Below are 26,835 nucleotides of genomic sequence, written 5' to 3'. Positions count from 1 at the left end.
GCACGCCATGATGCACAAGTATTCGAACGATTACTGGTGGTTTGTCTTGGTTAAGCTATTTTAAGTTCCGTTAACCAAAGGCACAAATAATGCTTCTTGCACACAGGTTTCCTGAAACCCAGTAGCAGTCTTGTCTATCACCCACAAGTATTGTGCCTGACCATTATCCAGAGGCAGAACCATACGCCCACCGATGGCGAGCTGCTGCAATAAAGGCACTGGAATTTGCGTGGGAGCAGCAGTCACTAAAATACCATCAAAAGGCGCTTCTGCCGGCAAACCCAAATAGCCATCACCACACACCAATCGCGCATGGCCCAACAACCGAATGGCCCGCAAATTGGATTTGGCTCGGTCATGCAGTGGGCGCAAACGTTCGATGGAATAAATTTCAGGCACGCCCAAAGCTTGCAAAACCGCCGTTTGGTAACCACAACCAGTACCAATTTCCAATACTTTTTGCCGCGCAGACAAAGGCTCTTGTCCCAGCAATAACTGCGTCATCACCGCCACGGTATAAGGCTGAGAAATAGTTTGACCCAACCCCAAGGGCAAAGACATGTCATCATATGCGCGTGAACGCAATGCTTCTTCCACAAACACATGACGCGGCACCACGCTCATGGCATCCAATACTTCCGATCGATGAATGCCCATTTGTACCAAGCGTTGCACCATGCGTTGACGGCGCAAATCATAACCAGCCCAGAGCCCGTGACCTTTATTGGTCATAGCACCAAACCTTGCCAAGCTTCAGCCGTATGCTGCAAATCAGCGTAATGGGTTAAATCCACGGATAGCGGCGTGATGGTCACAAACCCGGCTTCATTATTAGCGAAATCGGTATCGCTCTCATTGTCTGTGGCCGAGCCAGCAGCACCAATCCAATACATTTCTTCACCACGCGGATTATGCGTGGCCAACACAGCTTGTTCATGATGCCGCCTACCCAGCCGAACCGGCTTCCATCCTTGTACTTCACCAGGCGAGACCGCGGGAATATTAATATTCCACAACACTGGCTTGACTGGCGGCGCTGCCAAAACATGGCTAAGAATTTGCCAAGTGGCTTGTTCTGCGGTTGCCCAATAACGATTGTGTTTGTCGTTGAGCGAAAACGCCAAGGCAGGGATTCCGAGCAAATAAGCCTCAGTTGCCGCCGCGACAGTACCCGAATAAAGGGTATCATCACCCATATTGGCACCATGATTAATGCCCGAAAGCACCAAATCAGGCTTGAATTCAGGCATTGCATAGAGCGCAATATGAATACAATCCGTGGGAGTACCGCTCACATAATAAAAACCATTTTTTGCTTGGCGCAAACGCAGCGGCCGATCCAGTGTGAGTGAATTGCTGGCCCCGCTACGGTCTCGTTCAGGTGCCACCACGCGCACATTGGCGAATTCGCCTGCCACCCGCGCCAACACCGCAATACCTTCAGCCAGATACCCATCATCGTTGCAAATCAGAATGTTCATGCACACACTATCTCGTCAATCAAGCAAATATTCGTATTATAAATGAAAAGCCTCGTCGCGTTTCAGGCAGCCCCATCATAAAAAAACCGGATGCAGTAAACATCCGGCTTGATTGCATTGGGCAGTGAGATTACTGCCCTGCTTTAATCTGCTGGAACAAACGCACAGAAAGCTTAATTGCGTCGGGTGATTTGGGCAGAATCACAAAGCTTTTAGCCATGACATCAGCCGGCGGGAAAATTGAAGGATCTTCTGCATAAGATTTATTCATTAATGCACGTGCTGGTTTGCTGGCCGGTGCATAGGTCACAAAATCACCATTTTTAGCAGCCACCTTCGGGTCCAATGTCCAATTGATGTATTTCAACGCATTGGCCACATTTTGGGCATCCTTGGGGATCATAAATGAATCAATCCATACGCCCACGCCTTCTTTGGGAACCAAAACCGAGATATGGGTGTTGTTCTTCGCTTCGGTGGCACGACGCTTGGCGATATTCAAATCGCCACCATAGCCCATAGCCACACACAAATTGCCATCGGCCAAATCATTGATATACCCCGATGAATTAAAGCGCTTTACGTCTCCACGAACCGATTTGAGCAAATCTGCAGCAGCCTTAATGTCATCCGGATTGCTACTATTGGGATCCTTCCCTAAATAATGCAAAGCCAAAGGAAAAAGTTCAGTGGGGCTATCGAAAAAAGAAATCCCACAGGATTTAAGTTTTTGGGTGTATTCAGGTTTAAACACCAAATCCCACAAATTATCAGGCAATGCGCCGCCCAGTGCCTTGGCTACCTGGTCTTGATTGATGCCTATCGTATTGACACCCCAGAAATACGGCACCGCATATTTGTTACCTGGATCAACTTTATCCATGAGCTTCAGCAACTCAGGGTCAATATTGTTGTAATACGACAGCTGGCTTTTATCAATCGGCAAATAAGCCCCCGCCTTGATTTGTCGCGCCACATTGGCAATCGACGGCGCCACCAAATCATAGCCGGATTTACCTGTCAACACTTTGGCTTCCAATGTTTCGTTACTATCATAATAGTCATAACGAAGGGTAATTTTATTTTCTTTTTCAAATGCTTCAACGGTAGTCGGATCAACATAATCCGACCAATTATAAATATTCAATTGATTGGATGCGGTTTGCATCGGTCCAGAACCGACCTCTTGGCCACTGGCCGCAGATTGATTTGTTTCGCCACCACCGCCACAGGCAGCCAAAAAGACACAAGTAATAGAAGACAACAACCAATGAGTACGCATAAGTTTCTCTCTATGACAAACAAATAAAAAATATCAGGCAATCTGCATTAAACTTTAATTTAGGGACAATAATCAAGTGTGATTCCCTAAATATTATTTAGTCCCAAAAGCCAATATGGGTGCGTTTACCACCCAAATAACCAACAACCCAGCGATGCAAATCCCTTTATGTCCCAGTAGCACTTTATTGGCAGGATAATGAACAGTTAATCGATCGTTAACAACGGCATGGCTTTGACTGCGTCATCAATATTTTTCACCTGGGTTAAAAAACTTTCCAATTGCGCCAAAGGCAAGGCACTGGGGCCGTCACATCGCGCTTCATCTGGATTGGGGTGGGCTTCTAAGAACAAGCCGGCCAAGCGGGTAGCCATGCCGGCCAAAGCCAAATCAACCACTTGGCTGCGGCGTCCGCCGGATGCAGCAGCGCTGGCGTCCCGTTGCTGTAAAGCATGGGTAACATCGAAAATAATGGGCAAGTCCGCACAGGTTTTTTTCATCACCCCAAACCCCAGCATGTCCACCACCAGATTATCGTAGCCAAAGCAACTGCCCCGCTCGCATAAGATCAGCTGTTCATTGCCCGCTTCCACAAATTTGTCCACAATATTGCGCATTTGTGATGGACTTAAAAACTGCGGCTTTTTAATATTAATGACCCGTCCGGTTTGAGCCAGCGCCACGACTAAATCCGTTTGTCTGGCCAAAAACGCGGGTAACTGCAACACATCACACACTTCAGCCACCAAAGCTGCCTGAAAAGGCTCATGCACATCTGTAATCACCGGTACACCAAATTCCTGTTTCACCGCGCTGAAAATCTGCATTCCCTGCTCTAAACCCACACCTCGGTAGGAGTGAATGGAGGATCGATTGGCTTTATCAAAGGAGGCTTTAAACACCAAAGGAATACCCAATTTTTGGGTAACACGTACATATTCAGCACAAGTCGACAAGGTTAAATCTAGATTTTCCAAGACATTCAGGCCGCCAAACAACACAAACGGTAAACGATTGGCCACCTCTATTTGATTCACACGAACCACAGACTGCAACATAAATGCCCCAATTCCCGACCCAAATGGTCACTATAATCACGCTGCCATCTTAGCAGATGCCATCATGCCGCGCAGCCAATGCCTTTCAGGCAACCCATTCCATTCAATACAACAGCCGCAATACAATGCCATCTTTACGTCCAATTCAAACATGCGCCCCATAAAACACGTTACAATGCCTGCAATTATTGGGCTCGCGCTCATCAAAAGGTATGAATGATGAATGCGCAGCCTCGTTTATTTTGTCTGCCCAAATTTTGTTTATTCATGAGTAAATCATTGCACCTGGCCATTTTGGCCACCTTATTCAGTCTGAGCACCCCTTGGGCCTTGGCCGAAGACACGGCCCCCTCCACCGATGGGGCATCCACACCGGATGACAGCGACACGCCACCCAAAACCAGTTTGTGGGAAAAAATCTGGCCTGCCAAACCGGTCCCTGTGGTCATCAAGCATCCCGTGCGCATTGATGTTAACGACACCAGCATTGCCAAAATAATTACCGAGCATCTACCCCTCATCACCCAACAGCAACAAGAAGAATTAGATACCGAACAAATTGGTTTTTTGGTTGAAGAAGCGCCAGACCAAGTGCAAACCATGTTGCAAACCCAAGGTTATTTCAATAGCAAAGTTCAAATTTCGCCAGAAGGCGATGGTTTTGTGGTAACCATTACATTGGGACCGCGTACTCACATTGATAATGTGAGTGTGGCTATTGTGGGTGATATTCTCAGCGACGATGACCTAACTCAGTATTATCAGAATGCCATGGCCAATTGGGCGCTTCCGGTAGGCGACCCATTCACTCAAAGCAACTGGGCCAGCAGCAAATCATCGGTACTCACGGCCGTGGTGCGTAAAAAATATCCGCTGGCCACCATCAGTGCCAGTAAAGCCACCATTGATCCCAATCAAAACCAAGCAGATTTGTCGCTCACGGTAGACAGCAAACAACCCATTTATTTTGGTCCCATCGAAATTTCTGGTGCCCAACGTTATCCGGAAAGTGTGGTGCGCGGCATGGCGCGTTTCGAACCCGGCTCTCCTTATGATCTGGATAAATTACTGGATTATCAACAGGCATTAGAACAAGACAGCCACTATGGGAGCGCCGTGGTGCAAGCCGATTTCAAAGGCATGCAGGATAATCGAGTACCGGTCAAAGTGGCCGTCAATGAGATGAAGCGGCAAAAATTTGAGTTGGGTTTGCGTTATGACTCAGCCGATGGCGCTGGTTTTCGCGTGGGATATGATCATTACAATGTTTTTAACCATGGTTATGTGGGTTCTACCTTACTCGACACCGATAAATACCAAACCACCTTTGGCTTTGGTTTAAGCCAACCGCGTCAGAGCAATGGTCATTTTTGGACCAGCAATGTCAGTTATCAACGTTCTACAGCCCAGAAACTGGAGAAAAAAGCACTCACCAGTGGCGTTTGGTACGTGCGTGATAAAAACAACATCGATTCGCGCTTGGGGTTGGAATACATCACGGAAAGCAGCCGCATTACCGATGGTGGTCCCGACCTAGGTCACAGCAATGCTTTGATGGTGACCGCTTCTTGGAAGCGGCAGAATATCGAAACCCAACTCCGCCCCGCCAACGGCTATTATTTAGAAGGCAAAGTAGGCACAACTTTGGGGACATTGGGTTCGTCAACCATGATTCAGCGCGTCAACGCCAATGCCGGCTATTACTACACGCCCCAAGAGAAAAAATATGGCACTTGGGTGGTGCGCGGACAATTTGGCTATGTCCATGCCAAAGACGATGCCAATGTACCTTCCAGTCTGATGTTCCGTTCTGGCGGGGCGACCAGCGTGCGGGGCTATGAACAAGACAGCATTGGCATCGCAGGCCCCAATGATTCGGTGCTACCCGATCGTGTTTTGGGTGTGGCCAGCGTCGAATATCAGATTCCTGTTTACAAAGATTTTGCCGCCGCCATTTTCCATGACATGGGTTCGGTTTCACATTCTTTTTCCAGCATGAAATGGGAACACGGTACAGGTATCGGGGTGCGTTGGTTTAGTCCCGTGGCCCCTTTTGCCTTCGATGTTGCCTACGGCCATCATGATAAAAAAGTGCGTTGGCACATCAGTTTGGGAACCCGTTTTTAATGACCGATCAAGCCGCCGTATTACCCAACACCACCACACCACCAGCCACACCGCCGCCCGCAGTGCCACCCAAACGCCGTTGGCTAAAACGTGTGCTGTGGGTGATATTGATTGTGTTTGTTTTGCTTTCAGGCAGCCTATCGTGGCTCTTGGGTAGCCAATCAGGATTGCGTTTCGGGGTGCTGACCTTGCCTTCTTGGTTTGGCGTCAATATTAAGGCCGACAATCTGACTGGCAGTGTGTGGCGCGGCTTCGAAGGTGAGAATTGGCGCATCCATACCGAAAGCGTCGACATCGATATCGACAACGTACTGCTGGACTGGAACAATCGAGAATTATGGCAACGTAAACTGCATATCCGCCGTTTGGAAGTGGGCAAATTACATATGGTCAGCCGCAGCAGCGCGCCCGAACCAGCAAAACCTGCAGCAACCTTGCCTCAAAGTATTCGTTTACCCGTAGCCGTGAATGTAGATGCCATCGTACTGGGTGGCATTACCATAGGCGAGCCAGCACAAACCGTGTTGTTGCCCAGCCAAGCCAGTTACGTCTACGACCATCAAAATCATACTTTAAATATTGCACAACTAAGCACCCCTTGGCAAAACGTCAGTGGTCAAATTGTGCTCAACACACAAACACCTTATGCCCTTAGCGGCCAAGTAAGCGGCAATGGGGTTTTGGACAAAACTGCCATTCAAAGCCAAGCGCGATTTTCAGGCAGCCTTAATGAACCCAACATTCAAGCCACCATCAAAGGCCAAAACCTCAGCTTGCTCGCCGAAGCCATATTCAAACCCTATGCTTTGCAGCTAAATCACAAAATCGTGAAGGTTGATTTACGCGGCCAAAATATCAATCCGGCAGCCTTTCTGGATACCCTACCGCAAGCCGACTTGAACTTTGCCGTGGGCATGCAGCCGGATGCGACCAAGCCGGATGAAATCAATGGCACCATCAATGTCCGCAATTCGGCCGCCCGACCGTACAATGATACTCAACATACCGCTTTGCCATTCACCCAGATCAGTGGCCAAGTACACATTGATAATACCGGAAAAGTGGTGGTACCCAATCTCACCGCACAGCTTTTGCAGCAAGGTCAAATATTCATCAGTGGCAACATAGACAGCAGCAACCGCCACGTTGACATGACTGCGCAATTACAGCGCATCCGTAGCCGCGATGTGTTGATAAATGAGCTGAATGGCACTTTGAATGGACAAATTCGCGTTCAAGGTGAATTTAATAGTCCTCAAACCACCTGGCAATTGGCCACCGAAAAGGGCAATAGTAACGGCGCAATAACCCTGCTCACCGATGAAAATCAAGGCCAACAAACGCTGATGCTGGATAAGTTAGCGGTTATGCCCAATGGCGGGGGTAGTTTAAATGCCAAAGGCAGCCTGGCCCTTTTTCAAGACAAAGCAGTTGATCTCACCGTCACCAGTCAAAATTTCAACCCCGGCAAGCTCAATAGCGATTTCCCCTTGGGCCGCGTTAATGGCACAGCCACGCTCAAAGGCAAGTTATCTGGTAAACAACAGCAACCTGAATTGGCCAGCACCATGCGTTGGCAAAACAGCGTTCTTTCCGGTGCGCCATTGGCAGGCAAAGCTGATTTGGCGTATGAAGAGGCCCATTTGAGCCGCGCCAACATCAATTTGCTGCTGGGCCAAAACCGCATCAATAGCAACGGCAGCTTCGGCAAGACTGGTGATAAGCTCAACTTAGACATCTATGCACCTCATTTGGATTTGTTTGGTTTTGGTTTGAAAGGCCTGCTCACCGCCAAAGGCTTTGTGGCCGGTGAGCCGAAAAAACTCACCGCTAATATTCAAGGCTCAGCACGACAGCTGCAATTCAATCAACTGCTGCATATCCAAACTTTGGATTTCAAACTTCAAGGCTCGCCCGACATCAACCAACCATTAAACATTCAAGTGGATGGCAAAGCGATACAATTAATTAATGCCAATAACCCCAAACAGCCCACGCGTATTGATGCTGTAAGCACGCACATCAATGGACGAGGCAGCCAACACCAAATACAGGCTTCAGGGAGCATGTCTTTGGATGGTAAACCATACCGTTTAAATGTAGCTGCCAACGGCGGCTTGGATAAAAATTACCAATGGCGCGGGCTGGTGCGCACACTCGACATTGCCGGTGCCTTTAACCTTAAGCTGCTCGCACCACTAACCCTAGAAGCCGGCAGCGAAAAGGTGATCATGAATCATGCGCGCTGGGCAGCCATGGGCGGTAGCTTAAACGTGAACTCGCTGTCTTGGATAAAAGACAAAGGCCTAACTACTCGCGGGCAGGCCAATGGTTTGGCCGTACAAGAATTGCATAATCTCATCACCATCCCTGTCAAACAAAATCTGGTGTTGGCAGGCGATTGGGATTTTGCCTACAACAACAACATGCATGGCTATTTTAAAATTCGCCAACAGGCTGGCGATGTGATTTTGCCCCAACGAGAACAAGCATTGGGACTCAGCAACGTGGTTTTGGATACCCGCTTCCAAAATGGCCGCATCAACAATCATTTGTCTGGCAATACCCGATATGGCAATGTCGATGCGGTATTGGACATTGCACAAAATTATGGCAATGACATCAGCAAAGCCGCCATCAGTGGCCATATCCAATTGGATGCGCCAGATTTGGATCGCTTTCGCTATTTAATGCCAGTAGGCATGCAGGCCAAAGGCAGCTTGCACGCCCGCGCCGCCATCAGTGGCACCCTTAACAACCCACAACTGAATGGTACCTTGAATGGCGATAACTTGTATTATCGAGAGCAAAATAACGGCATCATCTTAGAAAACGGCACTCTACGCAGCCGCTTCCAAGGCAGGCGTTGGCTCATCGATGCCCTCACCTTCAAACGCCGCGACGGCAATGTAACCTTAAAAGGAACCGTCAATCTGGCCGGTACAACCCCCGATGTGGATGTGACCGCCCACTTTGACCGCTATACCATTCTGGACCAAATCAACCGCCGCTTGACCTTAAGTGGCAACAGCCGATTGATCTATACCGTCCAGCGCGGCGTTACTTTAACGGGAGAACTCAAGGTAGACCAAGGCCATTTTGGCTTCCAAAAATCAGGCATGCCCACTCTGGACGATGATGTGGTGGTATTGGGCAGAGAAAAACCCAAAGAAACGCAAAATACACCGATTAGTCTTAACTTGGCGCTGGATCTCAACAATAAATTCCGCTTTAGTGGTGAAGGCTTAGATGTGCTTTTGGGTGGTACGCTGGTAGCCACTGCTGAGCCGCGTCAAGACATCCAGGTGGTGGGCACCGTCAATATCGTGCGTGGGCAATACAAGGCTTATGGACAAGATTTGGTGATTCAACGCGGCAGCTCTATTTCTTTTGTTGGCCCCATGGATAACCCCAATCTGAAGATTCGCGCCAAACGCCGCTACTCCCAAGTCGGCGCCGGTGTTGAGGCGCTGGGCAATTTAAACAGCCCACGAGTGAACTTGGTGGCGGATGAAGCCATGAGCGATAAAGACAAACTCTCATGGCTGATTCTCAATCGTGCCAGCAGCGGTAGTGCCGGTGATGAAGCGGCCATTGCCGCTGCCGCCAGTGCTTGGCTAGCCGGTGGCCTGAACGATAAGCTGGGCATTCTCGATGAGGTCGGGATTACCAGCCAACAAACCCGCAACAGCCAAACCGGTGAACTCAATCCTGCTGAGCAAGTGATTACCGTGGGCAAACGTTTGAGCAATAATCTATATCTGGGTTACCAGTATGGGATAGAATCAGCCACGCAAACCGTTCGCCTCACCTACCAAATCAGCCGTGGCTTGCAAACCATCTTAAAAGTGGGCACGGGTTCTTTTGGTGGCGAGATGCGTTATACCGTGCGCTTTGATTAATGAGGCTGCCTGAAATGCTGTGGTCTTGGCTGTATCAAACATTATGGATCATGGCACCGCCTTTGTTGCGCCGTTATTTGAAAAAACGTGCGCAACTGGCGCCTGCATATGCAGATTATTGGCCTGAACGCTTTGGTCAAACCTATGCACATCCGCTGCAACACGCCATTTGGATACATGCAGTTTCCGTTGGTGAAACCCGCGCAGCCGAGCCCATTATTCAGGCATTGCGCCGCCACTTTCCTGAAGCATCGCTGCTCATCACACAAACCACGCCCACCGGCCGTGACACGGCCCAAAAACTATATCCAGACGCACAATGCCGCTATCTGCCCTATGATAAGAAAGCGTATGTGACTCGTTTTTTGCGTGAACATCAACCGCTATTTGGGGTCTTGATGGAAACCGAAATCTGGCCCAATTTATTGCATCAAGCTGCACAGCTGGGCATTCCCATGTACATGGCCAACGCCCGATTGTCACCCAAATCACAGCAAGGTTACCTGAAGGTCAAAGGTTTAGTGGCCCCTGCTTTAGCAACACTGCAAGCCTGCTTCGCTCAGACTCAGGCAGATGCAATACGCCTAACCAGCATTGGTGTACCCCATATTCAAGTGTGTGGCAGCAGCAAATACGACATCACGCCACCAGCCCCGATGCGCTCTTTGGCCAATCAATTTCGTGCGCGCATCGGTCAGCGGCCAGTGGTGGTGTGTGCCAGCACGCGCGTACTGCACAACAAGGATGAGGCAGCCATGCTATTGCGCGCATGGCAAGCCTATAAAGGTAATGCGCTGCTGGTCATCATTCCCCGCCACCCCGAACGTTTTCAGGCAGCCTTTGATGAAGCCCATCAGCTTGGTTATGTCGTACAAAAACGCAGCGACAATCAAACGATAGCACCCAGCACACAAATTTGGGTGGGTGATAGCCTAGGTGAATTATTCGCGTATTATTACTGCGCTGATGTGGCTTTTGTGGGTGGCAGTTTAGTGGATACCGGCTGCCAAAATTTGATCGAGCCAATTGCTTGTGGCGTGCCTACCTTGTTTGGCCCATCAACTTATAATTTTGCAGCGACAGCCGCAAATGCACAAACAGCAGGTGCCTCCAAACAGGTAGCCAATGCAGAAGAATGGTTTAGCCTAACGACTCAGCTGTTGTCACACCCATCAGAGCGACAAGCCATGGCCGCAGAAGCGGCACATTTTATTCAACAGCACCAAGGTGCCAGTGAACGCATGGCCACCGCCATTGCGGATCAACACGATTTAGTCTCCGGCCACTTGTCCGACCAATCTGGCTAACCGTCATTTTTATGGATCACAACTTCATCAGCCGTATTGACCAGAGTGGGTAACGTAGCCATTTGATTTGCTGACCATGCTTATTTTATTAAGCGTCACCAAGTGCCACTTCGCAGCCGTGCTTGAATCTCAATCATCCAACCACGCAGACCTACACCAAACAGATAACCGATAAAAAACGAGCTGCATCAGCTCGTTTTTTATCGGTTACGTGGGTAATAACTCAAAGCACCAAACCCCTATAACTGCAAGAATGCTTTCGGCAGCATTTGGCTAAAGATTTGATGCCCAATCTCTATACCTGCAACAGCAAGTAACGGCGTTCCCACGGGCTGATGACTTCAAAAAACTCTTCAAACTCAGTTTCTTTAATTGCTGCATAGCATTTCACAAAATTTGTCCCGAGCAATTCATGTAGTGGTTCACACGCCAATAATTCGGCCACGGCATCATCCAAATGGCGGGGTAAATTTTTGGGTTTGTCATAACCGCTACTGGTTAAAGGTTGCGTAGGAAGTAGCTGCTGCTGCATCCCCAATAGCCCAGCACCCAAGCTCGCCGCAAAGGCTAAGTAAGGATTCACATCCACACCGGCCAATCGATTTTCGACACGCCGCCCAGCAGCATTGGACTCAGGCACACGCAAACCACAAGTGCGGTTGTCATAACCCCATTCCAAGTTAATCGGCGCCGACGTGAAGCGGCTTAAGCGACGATAAGAATTCACAAATGGTGCCAAAAACGGCATCGCGGCCGGCAAATATTTTTGCAACCCAGCAATGTGGTTGAAAAATACCTCAGTGGAATTGCCTTCGTCATCGCTAAAAATATTTTTACCGGTATTGATGTCTACCACACTTTGGTGCATATGCATGGCGCTACCTGGTTGCCCTTGCATGGGTTTGGCCATAAACGTCGCATACATGTTATTGCGGATGGCCACTTCGCGAATGGTGCGTTTAAAAATAAATACCTGGTCGGCCAGCAGCAATGGATCCCCATGATCCAAATTGATTTCCATTTGGGCAGGACCCATTTCATGAATCAAAGTATCCAGACCCAAATCTTGCTCTTCACACCAGTCATACATTACATCAAAAATATCGTCGTAATCATTCATGGCATCAATACTGAAACTCTGCCGCCCCGCTTCAGTTCGGTGCGTGCGACCCACTGGCGGTTCTAAAGGCAAATCTTCATCAGGCTGGGTTTGCACCAAGTAAAACTCCATTTCCGGTGCAATCACGGGTTTCAAACCCAACCGCGCATATTCATTGAGCACGCGCTTGAGCACATTACGTGGTGCAATATCCACTGGGGAACCATCAAAACGCACACCATCATGAATAATTTGCGCCGTAGGTTCCGCAGCCCAAGGTACCATGCGCAAAGTATTGGGATCCGGAATCAGGCGCATGTCGGGATCGGTGGGTGGGCTGAAATCGTCTTCGGGGTAATTGCCAGTAACCGTTTGGGTGAATACCGCTTCGGCCATGCGTATGCCTTCAGCCGGATCGTATTTGTGCCGTGGAATGATTTTCCCGCGAGGAATGCCGGTCATATCGGGCACCATGCATTCAATTTCGGTGATGCGGTGCTCATCCAGCCACGCATTAATTTTGTCAGCATCGGTCATGAAAGACTCCTTGATTTGCTGTGTGAGTTTAGAGGCTGCCTGAAGACCGATTGGGTGATCAGGTGGCAGCATCCTGTAATTGTAATGGAATCTGGCCTTCTTTTACTGTTGATTTTGTGATTAATGCAGGTTGCGCCAACCCAGAATGAGTACCATCGCAGCAACCACCCAGGCCACCGTTGCCATGCCAAGCACAAGCCACAGTGGCCATCGTTCCGCCAACACATACACCAGCAGCAAATACACGGCATAAGGTATCATCGACCACAACCCAAATAAAGCCGTTTGCCGAAGCCCCGTGGTGCCTTGAGCTTGATAGACAATCACATGGGCAATCAGCGCAAACGTGGGAAACAGCGGTACCAAGCCTGCGATATAAAAAGACTTGCTTTTCGACAGCACCGCAATCAACAGCACCACCATCGCACCAATTGCGCCTTTGATGATTAAAGAGCCCACATTCTTACTCCAGTTTCCCTTCTCGCTGCCTGAAAATAGGCTTTTGTGCACATTTCAGGCAAGCATCAGATCTATTGCAGAAAGGTGAATACCAAGCACACCCCATCTCAAAGGTTTTGCTGTGTTATTCTTTTCTGAATATCATCGCGCACCATGCACAAATACCGTTCCCCCGAAGCACAAGCCTGATTGGCCAATTGCAGCGCGCGGTTTAAATCAGTAGGCACACCGCGCCCATATTGATAAATATTGGCCAAATACAGCATGGCATTTTCATCACCGGCAGCCACCCCTTTTTCATACCACTGCCGCGCTTGTGCATAATCCTTGGAGACGCTCAGCCCTTGCTCATACATATACCCAATAGATTGATAAGCACGAAAATACCCCAAGCGCGCGCTTTCCTGGTAATAACGCATGGCCGCGACATTGTCTTTACTGGCACCCTGCCATCCATGTTCATACACATGGCCAACATACAAACAGCTGGCTCCATCCTTATCTTGGTCACAGCGTTTCAGCGCACTGGGCAGAGACATAGTGGGATTGCCACCAGCGTTGGTACGGATATTTTGCGTGTGACTACCGCTGGTTGGCAAAGCCATACATGCACCTAAAGCGGCACACGCCAAGCCCAATGAGATGGTTTTGAAAAAAGCAGTCGACATCGTGATTCCTTTCTATTGGCATCCGGATACAAACAGACAATGCTATGACTCAGGACTTTGATTAGATTGACGTAATTCGGGAAAAATGGATTCATGCTCAAAGGTTTTGGCAATTTTGTCCACATTCAAACTCTTGGCCATCGCATCAAAAATGTCTTTATACACGCCGCCTTGCGCATAGATCTGCTCATGCAGGCCATGCTCCACAATCGCGCCCTCTTGCATCACGTAAGTATAATCCGCATCAATAATCTGCCCCAAACTGTGGGAAATAATGATGACCGTTCGATTGCGTTTGATGGCATCCAGACTGGTTTTGATTTGCTCTGTGGCAATCGCATCCAAACTGGCGGTGGGCTCATCCAAAAAAATGATGGGCGGGTCTTTCAAAAACATCCGGGCAATGGCAATTCGCTGCTGCTGACCACCAGATAAGGTCAACGCATCGCTATCATAGCCTTTAGGTAATTGCATGATTTGTTCGTGTATGGATGCTTTTTTGGCGGCTTCCTCAATATCAGCAGCCGTTACATCCATCTGCCCATAGCGGATATTATCGGCAATGCTGCCACTAAAAATATGATTTTTCTGCAATACCAAGCCAATGTGGTCACGCAGATAATGCGTGTCTATATCATTGATATCGACGCCATCCAAGCAAATGTGGCCGGAATCCGGCGTATAGAATTTATCCAATAAACTGATTAACGTAGATTTACCAGCACCCGATAAGCCCACAATCGCCGTCACACAATTGGGCCTTATGGTAATGGAGATGTCTTTCAAAGCATGCAGCCCATTGGGATAGTGGAAATGCACGTGCTGCAACCGAAATTCGCCCCTTATGGGTGCGGGTTTGAGGTTGCCTGAAGGCTCAATTTCATCATTGGCTTCAATGATACCAAAGTAACTTTCAGCATAAATCAGACCATCATTGATTTCATCATAAATGCGGTGCAGTGAACGAATGGGCGCCGATACATTATTAAACAACAACACATGATACATAATCATGCCAATGCTCATTTTTCCCTGCAACACCAGCGCCGCCGTAAGGATGATGATCAGCACCACCCCAATTTGTTCGATGAATGACTTTAAACCATCAAACACATAGCCAGTTTGGCGTGTGTGCATTTGGTTTTCGGTGAGTGTTTTTTGCAATACCAGCTGTTTTTGTGCTTCCACAGATTCACGATTGAACGATTTAATCACAGCAATCGACTGAATAATACCAATGATGCCTTGGCTTTTTTGCTCCATGTTGCGGCGAAACAAGCGCCGCCAGCCCACCAATTTTTGCGCCTGCAGATACGTAATCCAAAAATACAACGGCACAATCATCGTGGCCACCAACCCCACCCACACATTGGCCCAATACATCAATGCCAGCGCAATCAAAGCGCTGGTAAACAATGGCAGGATATCAATGAAGAAAATCTGCACCAGCCTCGTGAGCGAACTGATGCCACGATCAATGCGTGTTTGCAATTTACCAGCTTGATTGTGATCATCGCTGAAAAAACCAATGCGGTAGGTAAGTACGCGCACAATAATCGCCTGCGCCAAATCCTGAGACACCCAGATGCGCAGTTTTTCACCATAGAATTTCTGCCCAAATGTCACCAGTGCATTGATGATTTCTTTGGCCAACAACACCACACTGACAATCAGCAATATACGCCAGCCATCGCCCACCCCTTGATGACCGCGCACCAGCTCATTGATGCGGTCAACCGTATATTGCAGAGTGATGGCATTCACCTGCGCCGCCAAAGAACCCACCAAAGTCAGCACCAATGTAATGATCACCAGCCCTCGATAAGGGCGCACAAAAGGACGCAGTTTTTGGAATAATTGCCCAATCGTCATCGCAACCACTTTTTAATCAGTAAACACCACAACATAACACGACCCGCCATCACAAGCCAGATGAGGATATTGATCCGCTATTTCAGGCAGCATGAACAAAACGGCGTATTGCTGGATGCAATAGAAAGATAAGTCGACATGCTTACATACCCATGCGCTCATCCACTTTAACAGCCAAACCAATGCCAATCAGCGCGCCAACCGCACCAAGCAACACACTCGCCAACGAAAATCCGGCATCACCCCAAAGTTCAGGCACATAGCTACCTACTGCACCACCCACCAACATACCCAAAAAAATCCATGCTGCTAGCATCGATTTATCCTTTATTCTTTAAAAAACTACCGCGTTTCAATCAGTTGTTTCTATGCCAGAACCCAACCATCGGCTACAATTGGCGAGCTTAGAATGATAACACCATAATAAAATCTGCTGCGCAGAAACACAAAGGAGAAACATGGCTATCGGTACCCCTCAAATCAAAATCCCCGCCACCTATATGCGCGGCGGCACATCCAAAGGCGTTTTTTTTGCATTAGCCGATTTACCACCCAGTGCCCAACATGCAGGGGATGCTCGTGACCGATTATTGATGCGCATCATCGGCAGCCCCGACCCATATGGTAAACACATTGATGGCATGGGCAATGCCAGCTCATCCACCAGCAAAGTTGTGATTATTGGCCCTGCCACACGCCCCGACCATGATGTAGATTATTTATTTGGCCAAGTGGCCATAGACCAGCCCTTCATTGATTGGAGCGGCAATTGCGGTAATCTAAGCGCTGCAGTCGGGGGCTTTGCCATCCATGCCGGATTCATTCACCCCAATCGCCTTCCCACCAACGGCCATTTTGATGTCCGCATTTGGCAAGCCAATATCGGCAAAACCATCATTGCCCGCATCCCCATATGCAACGGCCAAGTCCAAGAAACCGGCGATTTTGAACTTGATGGCGTCACCTTTCCCGCAGCCGAAGTGGCATTAAGTTTTTTGGATCCAGCCGATGATGGAGAAGATGGTGGTGCATTGTTTCCTACCGGAAACAGGGTGGATACGCTGGAGGTGCCCGGCATAGGTATTTTTCCGGCCACACTCATCAATGCGGGTATCCCCACCATTTTTCTCAATGCAGCAGACTTGGGCTACCAAGGCTGTGAATGCCAAGACGACATCAACAACGATGCAGCGGCATTGGCTCGTTTTGAAACCATTCGTTCCTACGGCGCGCTTAAAATGGGCTTAATCGGCCACATCGACCAAGCGGCGGCGCGCCAACACACGCCTAAAATTGCCTGGGTGGCGCCACCCCAAAACCATGTGGTTGCCAGTGGTCAAACCGTGGCAGCAGCAGACGTCGATTTGCTGGTACGCGCTGTGTCGATGGGTAAACTACACCATGCCATGATGGGTACGGCAGCAGTGGCCATCGGTGTGGCTGCCGCCATACCCGGTACGTTGGTCAATGTGGCGGCCGGCGGTGGCCAACGACAAAGCGTGCGCTTCGGCCACCCATCTGGCACCTTGCGTGTGGGTGCTGAAGCCCAGATGGAAAACGGCCAATGGCGCGTGACTCAAGCCACCATGAGCCGCAGCGCACGCACTATCATGAGCGGCTGGGTATATGTTCCCGCGGATGTAGTTGACGGCGCATAACCCTTAGACATGGCCACAATGGCCAATGAGGCATTTCTAACAGACAAACAACAGCCCTTATTGCAAACGTAATAAGGGCTGTTGGTCATCCATGTCACCGCATCTGAATCAGGCTGCCTGAATGCATTCAGGCAGCCTAAGTGGCGCGCATGTCCCCCTCAATGCAATCGGGCGATGAGTTGCTGCAAAAAAGCATCGCATAAATCCAATTGACTCAAAGCCACATATTCATTCGGCTTGTGTGCTACGTCAATGGAACCCGGCCCACACACCAATACCGGGCTGGCAAACGTTTGGGTAAATAAGCCGCCTTCGGTGCCAAAAGCAATTTTCCCCAGCGGCGTATTTTCCGGCAAACAGGCCTGCAAAAAACGCACGGCATCAATGGTTGTGGGGGTATTCAGACCCGGATACTGGTTTACGGCTTCAATGTTCAGCCAAGAGACAGATTTAGGATGATGTTCGTGCACATGGGCTTCCACTGCTTCCACCAAGTCCTGCGGTGCCTCATCGGCCAAATGACGAATCTCAAAATCCACGACACATTCATTGGGCACAATATTCAACGCTTTGCCACCCGCAATTTTGCCCACATGCAAGGTGGTATAAGGGACTTCATACGCATCGTCTTGAGCACCCTCTTGGGCCAACTGCTGTTGCGTGGCACGAATGCCGTCAATCAGATCAGCAGCCACATGAATGGCGTTCATGTACTGCGGCGCCATCGCAGAATGCCCTTCCTGACCACGGCAAATGGCTTGATACACAGCTTTGCCTTTGTGGCCAGTGGCGATTTGCATGAGGGTAGGTTCACCAATCACACAAAGCTTGGGCGCCACCAACTGATGCCCCAATACCGTTAACAAAGTACGCACGCCAATACAGCCCACTTCCTCGTCATAGGACAAGCACAAATGCAGCGGTGTGTGTAAATCCAACCGAGCCGCCTGCAAAAAAGCATGGATGGCACAGGCCACAAATCCCTTCATATCTGCGGTGCCACGCCCATAGAGCTTATTGTCTTTTAGGGTTGCCTGAAATGGCTCGGTGTCCCATTGCTGCCCCGCCACTGGTACCACATCGGTATGCCCCGACAACACAATGCCGGGCTTATCCTTAGGGCCAATAGACGCAAACAAATTGGCCTTGGTCTGGTCTTCATTGAACACCAACTCGGCAGCAATACCCGCTTGGTTCAGCAACCCCTCCACATAATAGATCAACTCTAAATTGGATTTAGCCGAGGTGGTATCAAACGACACTAAGGTTTTTAACAATTCAGCACTGGCAGACAAAGACATCATTGACTCTTTTCACCATCATCCGGTTCATCCGCACCATCGTTATGGGTGATATGTGGATCAAAAAAGTGCGGCGCACTCATGCCCGGAATGTATTGATCGGAAATATAGGCACGACAGCGGCTCATAAAAGCCTCAGTCACGTTGTTCTGCGCCCCCACTTTGCTGGTCGACAAACCCAATAACATCGGACGGTGCTGACCTGATAAGCGAATACGCACCAAGCGCTTGCCATCTAGAGAGTAATTCGATTTGGGGCGCACATTCAAAATGGTGTAACCCAAACCATTGGCCACCATACTGCGCACCACATCCGCAGACTTTGACGCATACTGCACATTGGGATTCAGATTGCGCTCGCGAAATAAAGAAATAAAATATTCGCTGCTGTAGGGCATGTCGAGCAACACCATGGGGTAATCCACCAACTCTTCCATGGTCACTGCCACCTGCTCTGCCAAAGGATGTGACTCACTCACCAACACATGTGGGGGCAAACTCGCCAATGGCTCAAACTGAATCAGCTTGTCATTGATGTTCAAATCATAGGTTAAAGCCACATCGATTTCTTGGTTGAGTAGCTTTTCCACCAAACCCTGATGATCTTCTTCCGCAAACTGTAAATTTACTTGTGGATACAAACGCGTGAATCCATAAATGATTTCTGCGTAGATCATGGGCGCAAAAGCGGGGAAACAACCCAGCTTCAGCGGGCCGCGAATGGCACCCGAATAGTCTGAAGCCAAGCTGTAAAGCCCCCCAGCCTGCCCCAATATCTGCCGACAAGCAGCCACCACTTGCTCGCCAACTGGTGTTAACTGCAAGCCTTTGGCATGTTGGCGCACAAATAGCTGCACCTGTAATTCAGACTCAATGTGCGCAATGGCGGCTGAAATAGAAGGTGAGGATACATGGATTTTTTCGGAGGCATTGATGATACTGCCACTCTCGGCTGTGGCCACGAAATACTCCATTTGACGCAAAGAAATCCGATTCAGCATAACAGACCTTCAACTAATGGTTGTGACACCATTATAAATCACCGGGCACGCCATAGCTGGGTGCCAATGTGGGATTTAGTGCCCGCTGAACATAACTCACCATTTGCGGCTCATACACCTTCCATGCCGCATACAGTTCCGCAATCGGATCTTGCTCAGCCCAATCAACGCGCAAATCCACCACGGGCCAAGGCATTTTATCCACTACCATGAGCCCTGCTGAATGAACTGGCCCGGCCTCCCCGCCTGCGGCCACGCCGGCTTGCATCGCGGCCATTAACCGTTCGGCGAGCACCCCTGTTGCCGCATCAAAAGCGGCCAACATAGTATCGGTAACGCTTGGGGCCGCCAACAGGTTGCCTGAACACACTGCATCTTTGCCCACTGAAGTATGAAACACCCCTAAAGTGTGCACACCGCTAAATGCCGCCGGTTCATCCGTCGCATTGAGCACAGCCAATTGCCGATAAGCGATGAATTCGGTGCTGTTTTGCAATTCAGCCAGTGCTTGCTTGGGCGTCAAGTCGTATTTCACCAAATCCAACAACACATTGGCCAACTGGGGATCGGTGACATTTTGGCTGGCCGCGACACCAATGCCTGCACGCGCCCGAATGCAGCGCGAAGCCACCGCCGGAGAAGAAGATGAAATGGCGGCACCAAATTGACCGGTTTCACGACAACGGGCAATAATCGAAAAAGTCATGACGTGCTCCCCTAGCAAAGATGGTTGGCGTGATTAATTCGGGATAACGGCAGTAGCATCAATTTCCACCAGCCACTCGGGGCGAGCCAAGGCTGATACCACGATACCAGTAGACACAGGGTAAACACCTTTCAACCACCGACCTACTGTGCGGTAGACCACTTCCCGATAACGCGGGTCAATCAAATAAATGGTGATCTTGCAAATATCCTCCAATTCGCCGCCTGCTTCTTCCAACAACATTTTGATGTTGGCCATCGCTTGCTCGGCTTGAGCCTCCACATCACCCACACCCACATTTTCAGAGGTGTCAAGATTCTGGCCGATCTGGCCCCGCAAAAACACTGTTCGACCACTGGCTACCACAGCCTGGCACAAATCATTGTCTAAATTTTGTTCTGGATAAGTGTCTTTGGTATTAAATGGACGAATGCGTGTGTGTTTCATGATCAAGCTCCTGCAAATCAGTTGAGGTGTTGTCATTATCGCCGGCTCAGACGCCAACACAATTAGGCTTTTTTAAGTATGCCATTCAAAAAAACCGTACCAACCCAATGCCCAAACTAATGACATTGGCCATGTTGCTGTTTCATACCGGGTTTCAGGCAAGCAAGTGCCACTTCAATTTTTCCGATGCAAAGCTTTGGCTAATGCGATTTTCGCCGAGGCAAGAAGCTGCCTATATTGGCACCATCAACAAGCCGCCTGTCGCGTAATACCCCAAACAGGCTGCCTGAAACACAGCCGCGCCATCGCGTGAACGCATGAGCGCACAACTTAAGGAAAACAACATGACAGCAACCATTTCCATTGATACTTTGGTGGTCGGCGGAGGCCAAGCCGGCGTCGCTATGAGTGAACACCTGAGCAACCTCGGCATCGATCATGTGGTGTTGGAAAAAAACCGCATTGCCGAAGCTTGGCGAACCCGCCGTTGGGACTCACTGGTGGCCAATGGGCCTTGCTGGCACGACCGTTTCCCCAATATGGAATTTGCTGCTGATCCAGATGCCTTTGTACCCCACGAACAAGTGGCGGAATACATGGAAGCCTACGCCAAAAAATTCAACGCGCCCATCAAAACAGGGGTTACTGTATTGTCAGTCCAGCACAACCAGCAAGGTGCGGGCTTTGTGGTCGAAACCACAGATGGCCGCTATTTAGCCCAACGCGTGGTGGCTGCCACCGGCCCTTTCCAAAAGGCCGTGATTCCGGCCATTGCCCCCAAAGACTCCGATCTGTATCAAATCCATTCGGATGCATACCGCAATCCCCAACAGTTGCCTGAAGGCGCAGTATTGGTGATTGGTGGCGGCTCATCCGGCGTACAAATTGCCGACGAATTAAACCGAGCCGGTAAAAAGGTGTATTTGTCTGTGGGCAAGCATGAACGTCCACCCCGCCGTTACCGTAATCGTGACAATGTATGGTGGCTAGGCGTATTGGGTGGCTGGGACATGGTTAAAACAGACAATGGCCCGCTCAAAGGTTTGGCCGTTAGCGGTGCCCATGGCGGCGTCAACATCGATTTCAAACGCTTGGCACAAGAAGGCATTACTTTGGTGGGCATGACCCGCTCATTTACCGACAAAGAAGTGACTTTTGCCGATGATTTAGCCGCCAATGTCCATGAAGGTGAAGCCGCCTATATCGCCATTTTGGATGCCGCCGATGCATACATCGAGCGCAATGAATTGGATTTGCCACCCGAACCGGCTGCACGCGAACTGCTGCCAGATCCAGCATGCATTACTCAGCCCATTTTAAGTTTGAATTTAGCTCAAGCCGGTATCAGCAGCATTATTTGGGCATCTGGCTTTGCTTTGGATTTTAGTTGGTTGGACGTGGATGCATTTGATGAAAATGGCCGACCCCGCCATACACAAGGTATTTCGACCGAACCTGGTGTGTATTTCTTGGGTTTGCCTTATTTGTCTGGACGTGGTTCCAGTTTCATTTGGGGTGTCTGGCATGACGCCAAGCGCATCGCTGACCACATCGACATTCAGCGCAAATACCGCGAATACCACGGCACCGCCAAGCGTTTGGCATGAAAAAAATCATTCCTCATCACAAGCCGACCGGCCCTGGTCGGCTTTTTTTGATCATTCGTCAGCCATCCCGCAAAAAATGAACACCTCGCGCGCACTACCCAGCATACACCTGCGTTCAGGCAACCTGCTTCAAGTCAATTTCATGCTGTAACGTATCAAAATAAGGCTTGAGACGATCAGCGATGCGCTGCAATTGCGACCACAGCACATGTTTGACCACATCATCATCCTCGTCAGCCGGCTCAAAGGCGCGTAATTGTTGCTGAATGTGTGCCAAAGTTTCGATGCTGTGATCATCGGGTGGTTGGCCCATCAAGCGAACCATGTCCTCCGCCACAAGATGAAATTGCCGCATAAAATCGGCTTCCATCAGCGGCCATTTTTGTTCATCATCTTGCGCACGCATTGCACCCAATGCCGAAATACTGCTGATGAGCGCGTAATTTAGCTGTAATAATGTGAGTGCATCCGGCAAGCGTGAACCATATTTTTTGGGCTCTATTGACATATCCGATACGGCTGCACTCAATGCCACGGCACGTTCGTGTGCCACGCGACGCGCGGTACGGTAAACCACGTCATCGGCGTGTCCGCTGTGTAATTGATGGGCCACCTGGCGCAAGTATTCGGCATCGCCTTGCAGTGCTCGCTGCGCCGTTTTACCCAAGGTTAAATAATGCCAGTCTGGCCATAAATAGGACACTGCACACCAGGCCAGCGCCGAACCCAGCAATGTATCCACAAAACGCGATAACATGGCCGATGGCGTATCCATGCCGAGGATTGAGAACCCAGCCAATACCTGAATGGTGATAAAAAATGTAGAAAAACTATATCGCCGAGTACGAAACACGAAGAACAACGTAGCTCCCGCCACCACAATCAGCAATTTCCCAGGTAAATTGGGGGCGAAATAAGGCACGGCTGAGCCCACCAACACACCCAATAAAGTTCCCAAAATGCGTTGCTTCAAACGCGTGGTCGTCGCCGAATAGTTAGGTTGACACACAATCACGCCAGTGAGCAAAATCCAGTAGCCCATGGGCAGATGAAAGAGCTCCACAATCAAGCAGCTGGCAGCAGTGAGAATAGCCAAACGCACAGCATGGCGAAACACCGATGATTCAAAATTCAAATGGTTTCGCAATGCCGGTAAAATATCACGAATGCGATCCACGTCTTGCCCCGCGATGCGGGTTTCATCGCCATTGCTCACTTGGCTCACGTCTTGCATGTACGGCAATCGGTGCAACTGTTCACTAATGGCCAGTACGTTGTCTATCAGCTGTTTCAAATAAGGAATGCCTGCATCGTGGGCATGTTCGTCGCGGTATAACTTAAAAGCTTGGCGCAAGCCTGTACCGGCACGACTCAAAATATCGTCATAGGCATAATCTTCATCTTTGCGCAGCGCATCAGCCATCGATTGACAGGCTTCAGCTTGCAGTACAATGACCCGCTGGATGCGAAAGATGAGGTCACTGTGCGCCAGCTTGTGCGCAAAATCACGGTATTCAACATGTCGAGAGCTGATGCGCTCATGCATGTTTTGTGCCGCAAAATAGTATTGCAACATACGAATGGTCCGTGGATGACGGTGTTGGCTGCGCAAACGATAAAACAAAGCACTACGGCACTGGTTGAATACATTAATTACCGCCGCATTATTCATGGCCAGCCGAATTTCTTTGGCATCCAAAAAATCTGCCTCATCTGGGTCGAAAAATTGCGCTTTAACGCGCATATAATCAGCCAGCTTATGATAGGCATCGGCGAGACTTTCCTGAGCAGGACGGTGTGGAAACATCAAATGCAAAGAAATCGTGCACACGCTATACAACACGGTGCCGCAGACCAGCATCAGCGGATTGAGATACAACGGGATATGTGGCATGTGCGTGAGCACGGTGTACAGCATTACCAATAAAGTGCCAAAAGCAATGGTGCGATACCGCACATCAATGGCGCCGGCCAATGTAACCGTAAATGCAGCGACCACCATCAAGCAGGAAAACAACCACGGTTGACCATAGGTTAGTTGCACCGCCACCGAGGCTAAAGAAAAATGAATCAAGGTGAAAAAAATATTGCGCAAGCGACCAGTTAAGCGGTCATCCATGTCCACCAACCCGCCCGCAATAATGCCCAAAAATAAGGCCGCGCTTTCTTCAATCGCTTGGAAACGCCATACCCACACGGCTGCCAGCGTCATGCTCAACAGCATCGGTAGATTGGCAATATAACTGGCGCGAACGGGTATGGCTTTCATGGTACGAGGTCCAAAATCAGGCAGGCGCTATTTTAGCAGAGTCACCCACAGCAATAAGCTAAAATATTCACTCACGCCACGATAAAAACCATGATTATCCGAAAAACAGCCATGGCAGTTCTCAAGCAAGCAGACTCAACCAACCCAGCAACTGATTTATTTTTGTTTAATCAACCAAAGGAAAATTGACAACACATGCATGACACAAACAAGGCTGCCTGAAACGTTCAGGCAGCCTTAAAAATACCCATGGCTTAAATTAAGCTTTATGCGCCAATGCTGCTTTAATGAAAGCGGTAAACAGCGGATGACCTTTTCGCGGAGTGGACGTAAATTCTGGGTGGAACTGGCTGGCAAAAAACCAAGGATGATTTGGCAATTCTATGGTTTCCACCAAATGCTCATGGCCTGCCGAAAAACCACCCACCACCAAACCCGCTTTCACCAACTGCGGTACATAATGGTTGTTGACTTCATAACGATGGCGGTGGCGCTCGCGAATGTGTTCGTCACCATAAATGCGTTTGGCCAAAGTCCCTTCTTCCAACACCACCTCCTGAGCGCCCAAGCGCATAGTACCGCCCAAATCCGTATTCGCATCGCGTTTTTCAATTTGGCCATCGCGGTCTTGCCATTCATCAATCAGAGCCACAACCGGATGCGGTGTCTTTAAATCAAACTCAGTAGAATTAGCTCCCGTTAAGCCTGCCACATCGCGCGCATATTCAATCAACGCAATTTGCATGCCCAAGCAGATGCCCAAATAAGGAATATTGTTCTCACGGGCATATTTCACTGCCGCAATTTTGCCTTCCACACCTCGGCTACCAAACCCACCCGGCACCAAAATAGCGTCCATGCCCTTCAAGCCATCAATACCTTCATGCTCAATGGATTCACTGTCAATGTAGTGAATGTCCACCTCGGTTTCAGTTTGAATGCCAGCATGTTTCAATGCTTCAGACAAAGACTTATAGGATTCAGTCAAATCCACGTATTTGCCTACCATGGCAATTTTAACTTTGTGTTTCGGATGCTCAATGGCATACACGATTTTATTCCACGCCGTTAAATCGGCCTGTTGCACATTCAACTGTAATTGCTCACAGATGATGGTATCTATGCCTTGATCGTGCAACATTTTGGGCACTTCATAAATACTGGGGGCATCGTAGCAGCTGATGACTGCCCGTTCTTCCACATTACAGAACAACGCAATTTTGCGCTTTTCTTCTTCTGGCATCGGCCTATCCATACGACATACTAAGATATCGGGTTGAATACCGATTTCACGCAATTCCTTGACCGAATGCTGAGTGGGTTTGGTTTTGATTTCGCCTGCCGCTGCTATATAAGGAACATAAGAAAGATGCACAAACAAGGTATTATTGCGGCCCAATTGGCTGCGCATCTGACGTATAGCCTCCAAAAAAGGCAATGATTCGATATCCCCCACTGTGCCGCCAATTTCCACAATGGCCACATCGCGGCCATCAGCCCCTTCGTGTACTTTACGTTTGATTTCGTCGGTGATGTGCGGAATGACCTGCACGGTACCACCCAAATAATCGCCACGGCGCTCTTTATGAATCACGCTTTCATAGACTTGGCCGGAAGTGAAATTATTGCGCTTTTTCATCGTGGCATCGATGAATCGCTCATAATGACCCAGATCCAAATCCGTTTCGGCACCATCATCGGTTACAAACACTTCGCCATGCTGAAACGGGCTCATGGTACCAGGGTCGACGTTGATATAAGGATCGAGCTTGAGCATGGTCACATTCAAGCCACGCGATTCGAGAATGGCAGCGGTAGACGCAGCGGCAATGCCTTTCCCCAAGGAAGACACCACACCGCCTGTCACAAAGATAAACTTGGTCATGGCAATAACAAGGGATTTGAATGGGGCATTTTAGCGTAAACCTTGCCTGAATGAAAGACACACAATCACAAGATTGGGCTGCCTGAAAGCACACTTTCTCTCTTTATTCAAGACGGCCATGACTCTCCCGATTACCGTTTAGTTATCTTTATTTTTGGCATAGCCACAC

At 49.3% G+C, this 26,835-nt stretch carries 20 protein-coding genes; 5 read left to right on the top strand and 15 right to left on the bottom strand.

Annotated features, from left to right (window positions below; genetic code table 11):
• Positions 1–60: 60 nt before the first annotated feature.
• From A2F46_RS03290 to kdsA, 4 genes are all read right to left on the bottom strand, one after another.
• Positions 61–732 carry a protein-L-isoaspartate(D-aspartate) O-methyltransferase gene (locus A2F46_RS03290; RefSeq protein WP_066566616.1) on the bottom strand — a complete coding sequence of 224 codons (672 nt, stop codon included), beginning with the start codon at positions 730–732 and terminating at the stop codon, positions 61–63.
• Entirely contained in the window at positions 729–1,481 is a 753-nt protein-coding gene (gene surE, locus A2F46_RS03285; RefSeq protein ID WP_066566614.1) for a 5'/3'-nucleotidase SurE, read from the bottom strand. Before surE ends, A2F46_RS03290 begins: the two co-directional genes overlap by 4 nt.
• Positions 1,482–1,611: 130 nt before the next feature.
• On the bottom strand, positions 1,612–2,763 hold the full coding sequence (locus A2F46_RS03280; RefSeq protein WP_066566612.1) for a polyamine ABC transporter substrate-binding protein: 1,152 nt from the start codon (positions 2,761–2,763) through the stop codon (positions 1,612–1,614).
• Between the two features lie 206 nt (positions 2,764–2,969).
• A complete protein-coding gene (gene kdsA, locus A2F46_RS03275) occupies positions 2,970–3,821 on the bottom strand; it encodes a 3-deoxy-8-phosphooctulonate synthase (RefSeq protein ID WP_066566610.1) in 852 nt (283 codons plus the stop codon).
• Between the two features lie 267 nt (positions 3,822–4,088).
• Here kdsA and A2F46_RS03270 point away from each other — a divergent pair, with 267 nt between their 5' ends.
• Genes A2F46_RS03270 through waaA form a run of 3 tightly spaced genes read left to right on the top strand, consistent with a single transcriptional unit; the run spans position 4,089 to position 11,157 of the window.
• Positions 4,089–5,948, top strand: coding sequence for an autotransporter assembly complex family protein (locus A2F46_RS03270; RefSeq protein ID WP_066566839.1), 1,860 nt, complete (start codon positions 4,089–4,091; stop codon positions 5,946–5,948).
• Positions 5,948–9,850 carry a translocation/assembly module TamB domain-containing protein gene (locus A2F46_RS03265; RefSeq protein WP_066566608.1) on the top strand — a complete coding sequence of 1,301 codons (3,903 nt, stop codon included), beginning with the start codon at positions 5,948–5,950 and terminating at the stop codon, positions 9,848–9,850. The genes A2F46_RS03270 and A2F46_RS03265 overlap by 1 nt, the downstream gene beginning before the upstream one ends.
• 14 nt (positions 9,851–9,864) lie before the next feature.
• Positions 9,865–11,157, top strand: a complete 1,293-nt coding sequence (gene waaA, locus A2F46_RS03260) for a lipid IV(A) 3-deoxy-D-manno-octulosonic acid transferase (RefSeq protein ID WP_066566606.1) — start codon at positions 9,865–9,867, stop codon at positions 11,155–11,157.
• 295 nt (positions 11,158–11,452) lie between these two features.
• Here waaA and A2F46_RS03255 read toward each other — a convergent pair whose 3' ends face one another.
• From A2F46_RS03255 to A2F46_RS12265, 5 genes are all read right to left on the bottom strand, one after another.
• Entirely contained in the window at positions 11,453–12,793 is a 1,341-nt protein-coding gene (locus A2F46_RS03255; RefSeq protein WP_066566603.1) for a glutamine synthetase family protein, read from the bottom strand.
• A 120-nt stretch (positions 12,794–12,913) separates the two neighbouring features.
• Positions 12,914–13,252 carry a GlpM family protein gene (locus tag A2F46_RS03250; RefSeq protein WP_066566596.1) on the bottom strand — a complete coding sequence of 113 codons (339 nt, stop codon included), beginning with the start codon at positions 13,250–13,252 and terminating at the stop codon, positions 12,914–12,916.
• A gap of 107 nt (positions 13,253–13,359) precedes the next feature.
• Positions 13,360–13,920 carry a tetratricopeptide repeat protein gene (locus A2F46_RS03245; protein WP_066566589.1) on the bottom strand — a complete coding sequence of 187 codons (561 nt, stop codon included), beginning with the start codon at positions 13,918–13,920 and terminating at the stop codon, positions 13,360–13,362.
• 42 nt (positions 13,921–13,962) lie between these two features.
• Positions 13,963–15,792 (bottom strand): ABC transporter ATP-binding protein, encoded by a 1,830-nt coding sequence (locus A2F46_RS03240; RefSeq protein WP_066566836.1) that lies wholly within the window; start codon positions 15,790–15,792, stop codon positions 13,963–13,965.
• Between the two features lie 142 nt (positions 15,793–15,934).
• The gene (locus A2F46_RS12265) at positions 15,935–16,108 is read right to left on the bottom strand and encodes a hypothetical protein (RefSeq protein WP_156471543.1); all 174 of its coding nucleotides are present in this window, start codon (positions 16,106–16,108) and stop codon (positions 15,935–15,937) included.
• 142 nt (positions 16,109–16,250) lie between these two features.
• Here A2F46_RS12265 and prpF point away from each other — a divergent pair, with 142 nt between their 5' ends.
• Positions 16,251–17,450, top strand: coding sequence for a 2-methylaconitate cis-trans isomerase PrpF (gene prpF, locus A2F46_RS03235; protein WP_066566586.1), 1,200 nt, complete (start codon positions 16,251–16,253; stop codon positions 17,448–17,450).
• 158 nt (positions 17,451–17,608) lie between these two features.
• On the opposite strand, the gene argE is transcribed toward prpF, so the two are convergent.
• From argE to A2F46_RS03215, 4 genes are read right to left on the bottom strand one after another with little or no spacing between them, the layout of a single operon-like run.
• Positions 17,609–18,754: an acetylornithine deacetylase gene (gene argE / locus A2F46_RS03230; protein ID WP_197457543.1), complete on the bottom strand. Its 1,146-nt coding sequence runs from the start codon at positions 18,752–18,754 to the stop codon at positions 17,609–17,611.
• A complete protein-coding gene (locus tag A2F46_RS03225; RefSeq protein WP_066566584.1) occupies positions 18,751–19,752 on the bottom strand; it encodes a LysR family transcriptional regulator in 1,002 nt (333 codons plus the stop codon). Before A2F46_RS03225 ends, argE begins: the two co-directional genes overlap by 4 nt.
• Before the next feature lie 31 nt (positions 19,753–19,783).
• Positions 19,784–20,458, bottom strand: a complete 675-nt coding sequence (locus A2F46_RS03220; RefSeq protein ID WP_066566581.1) for a DUF1028 domain-containing protein — start codon at positions 20,456–20,458, stop codon at positions 19,784–19,786.
• A 33-nt stretch (positions 20,459–20,491) separates the two neighbouring features.
• Positions 20,492–20,905 (bottom strand): RidA family protein, encoded by a 414-nt coding sequence (locus tag A2F46_RS03215; RefSeq protein ID WP_066566569.1) that lies wholly within the window; start codon positions 20,903–20,905, stop codon positions 20,492–20,494.
• A gap of 344 nt (positions 20,906–21,249) precedes the next feature.
• Between A2F46_RS03215 and A2F46_RS03205 the strand changes: the two genes are divergently transcribed.
• The gene (locus tag A2F46_RS03205; protein ID WP_066566565.1) at positions 21,250–22,512 is read left to right on the top strand and encodes an NAD(P)/FAD-dependent oxidoreductase; all 1,263 of its coding nucleotides are present in this window, start codon (positions 21,250–21,252) and stop codon (positions 22,510–22,512) included.
• Between the two features lie 115 nt (positions 22,513–22,627).
• Here A2F46_RS03205 and yccS read toward each other — a convergent pair whose 3' ends face one another.
• Entirely contained in the window at positions 22,628–24,781 is a 2,154-nt protein-coding gene (yccS, locus tag A2F46_RS03200; RefSeq protein WP_066566563.1) for a YccS family putative transporter, read from the bottom strand.
• 259 nt (positions 24,782–25,040) lie between these two features.
• The gene (locus tag A2F46_RS03195) at positions 25,041–26,666 is read right to left on the bottom strand and encodes a CTP synthase (RefSeq protein WP_066566561.1); all 1,626 of its coding nucleotides are present in this window, start codon (positions 26,664–26,666) and stop codon (positions 25,041–25,043) included.
• Positions 26,667–26,835 lie beyond the last annotated feature (169 nt).

Origin of the sequence: Snodgrassella sp. CFCC 13594, assembly GCF_001590725.1 — a bacterium.
Taxonomy (GTDB): Bacteria; Pseudomonadota; Gammaproteobacteria; order Burkholderiales; family Neisseriaceae; genus Snodgrassella.
Note: the sequence above shows the minus strand (reverse complement) of the source record. Positions and strands in the feature narration are given on the sequence as shown.

Coding starts and splice junctions, on each gene's coding strand:
- A2F46_RS03265 (WP_066566608.1), top strand. CDS start 5,948: ATGACCGATCAAGCCGCCGTATTACCCAACACCACCACACCACCAGCC.
- A2F46_RS03205 (WP_066566565.1), top strand. CDS start 21,250: ATGACAGCAACCATTTCCATTGATACTTTGGTGGTCGGCGGAGGCCAA.
- surE (WP_066566614.1), bottom strand. CDS start 1,481: ATGAACATTCTGATTTGCAACGATGATGGGTATCTGGCTGAAGGTATT.
- A2F46_RS12265 (WP_156471543.1), bottom strand. CDS start 16,108: ATGCTAGCAGCATGGATTTTTTTGGGTATGTTGGTGGGTGGTGCAGTA.
- argE (WP_197457543.1), bottom strand. CDS start 18,754: ATGATGTCTTTGTCTGCCAGTGCTGAATTGTTAAAAACCTTAGTGTCG.
- prpF (WP_066566586.1), top strand. CDS start 16,251: ATGGCTATCGGTACCCCTCAAATCAAAATCCCCGCCACCTATATGCGC.
- A2F46_RS03290 (WP_066566616.1), bottom strand. CDS start 732: ATGACCAATAAAGGTCACGGGCTCTGGGCTGGTTATGATTTGCGCCGT.
- A2F46_RS03270 (WP_066566839.1), top strand. CDS start 4,089: ATGAGTAAATCATTGCACCTGGCCATTTTGGCCACCTTATTCAGTCTG.
- A2F46_RS03215 (WP_066566569.1), bottom strand. CDS start 20,905: ATGAAACACACACGCATTCGTCCATTTAATACCAAAGACACTTATCCA.
- A2F46_RS03225 (WP_066566584.1), bottom strand. CDS start 19,752: ATGCTGAATCGGATTTCTTTGCGTCAAATGGAGTATTTCGTGGCCACA.
- A2F46_RS03245 (WP_066566589.1), bottom strand. CDS start 13,920: ATGTCGACTGCTTTTTTCAAAACCATCTCATTGGGCTTGGCGTGTGCC.
- A2F46_RS03195 (WP_066566561.1), bottom strand. CDS start 26,666: ATGACCAAGTTTATCTTTGTGACAGGCGGTGTGGTGTCTTCCTTGGGG.
- kdsA (WP_066566610.1), bottom strand. CDS start 3,821: ATGTTGCAGTCTGTGGTTCGTGTGAATCAAATAGAGGTGGCCAATCGT.
- A2F46_RS03255 (WP_066566603.1), bottom strand. CDS start 12,793: ATGACCGATGCTGACAAAATTAATGCGTGGCTGGATGAGCACCGCATC.
- A2F46_RS03280 (WP_066566612.1), bottom strand. CDS start 2,763: ATGCGTACTCATTGGTTGTTGTCTTCTATTACTTGTGTCTTTTTGGCT.
- A2F46_RS03220 (WP_066566581.1), bottom strand. CDS start 20,458: ATGACTTTTTCGATTATTGCCCGTTGTCGTGAAACCGGTCAATTTGGT.
- yccS (WP_066566563.1), bottom strand. CDS start 24,781: ATGAAAGCCATACCCGTTCGCGCCAGTTATATTGCCAATCTACCGATG.
- waaA (WP_066566606.1), top strand. CDS start 9,865: ATGCTGTGGTCTTGGCTGTATCAAACATTATGGATCATGGCACCGCCT.
- A2F46_RS03240 (WP_066566836.1), bottom strand. CDS start 15,792: ATGACGATTGGGCAATTATTCCAAAAACTGCGTCCTTTTGTGCGCCCT.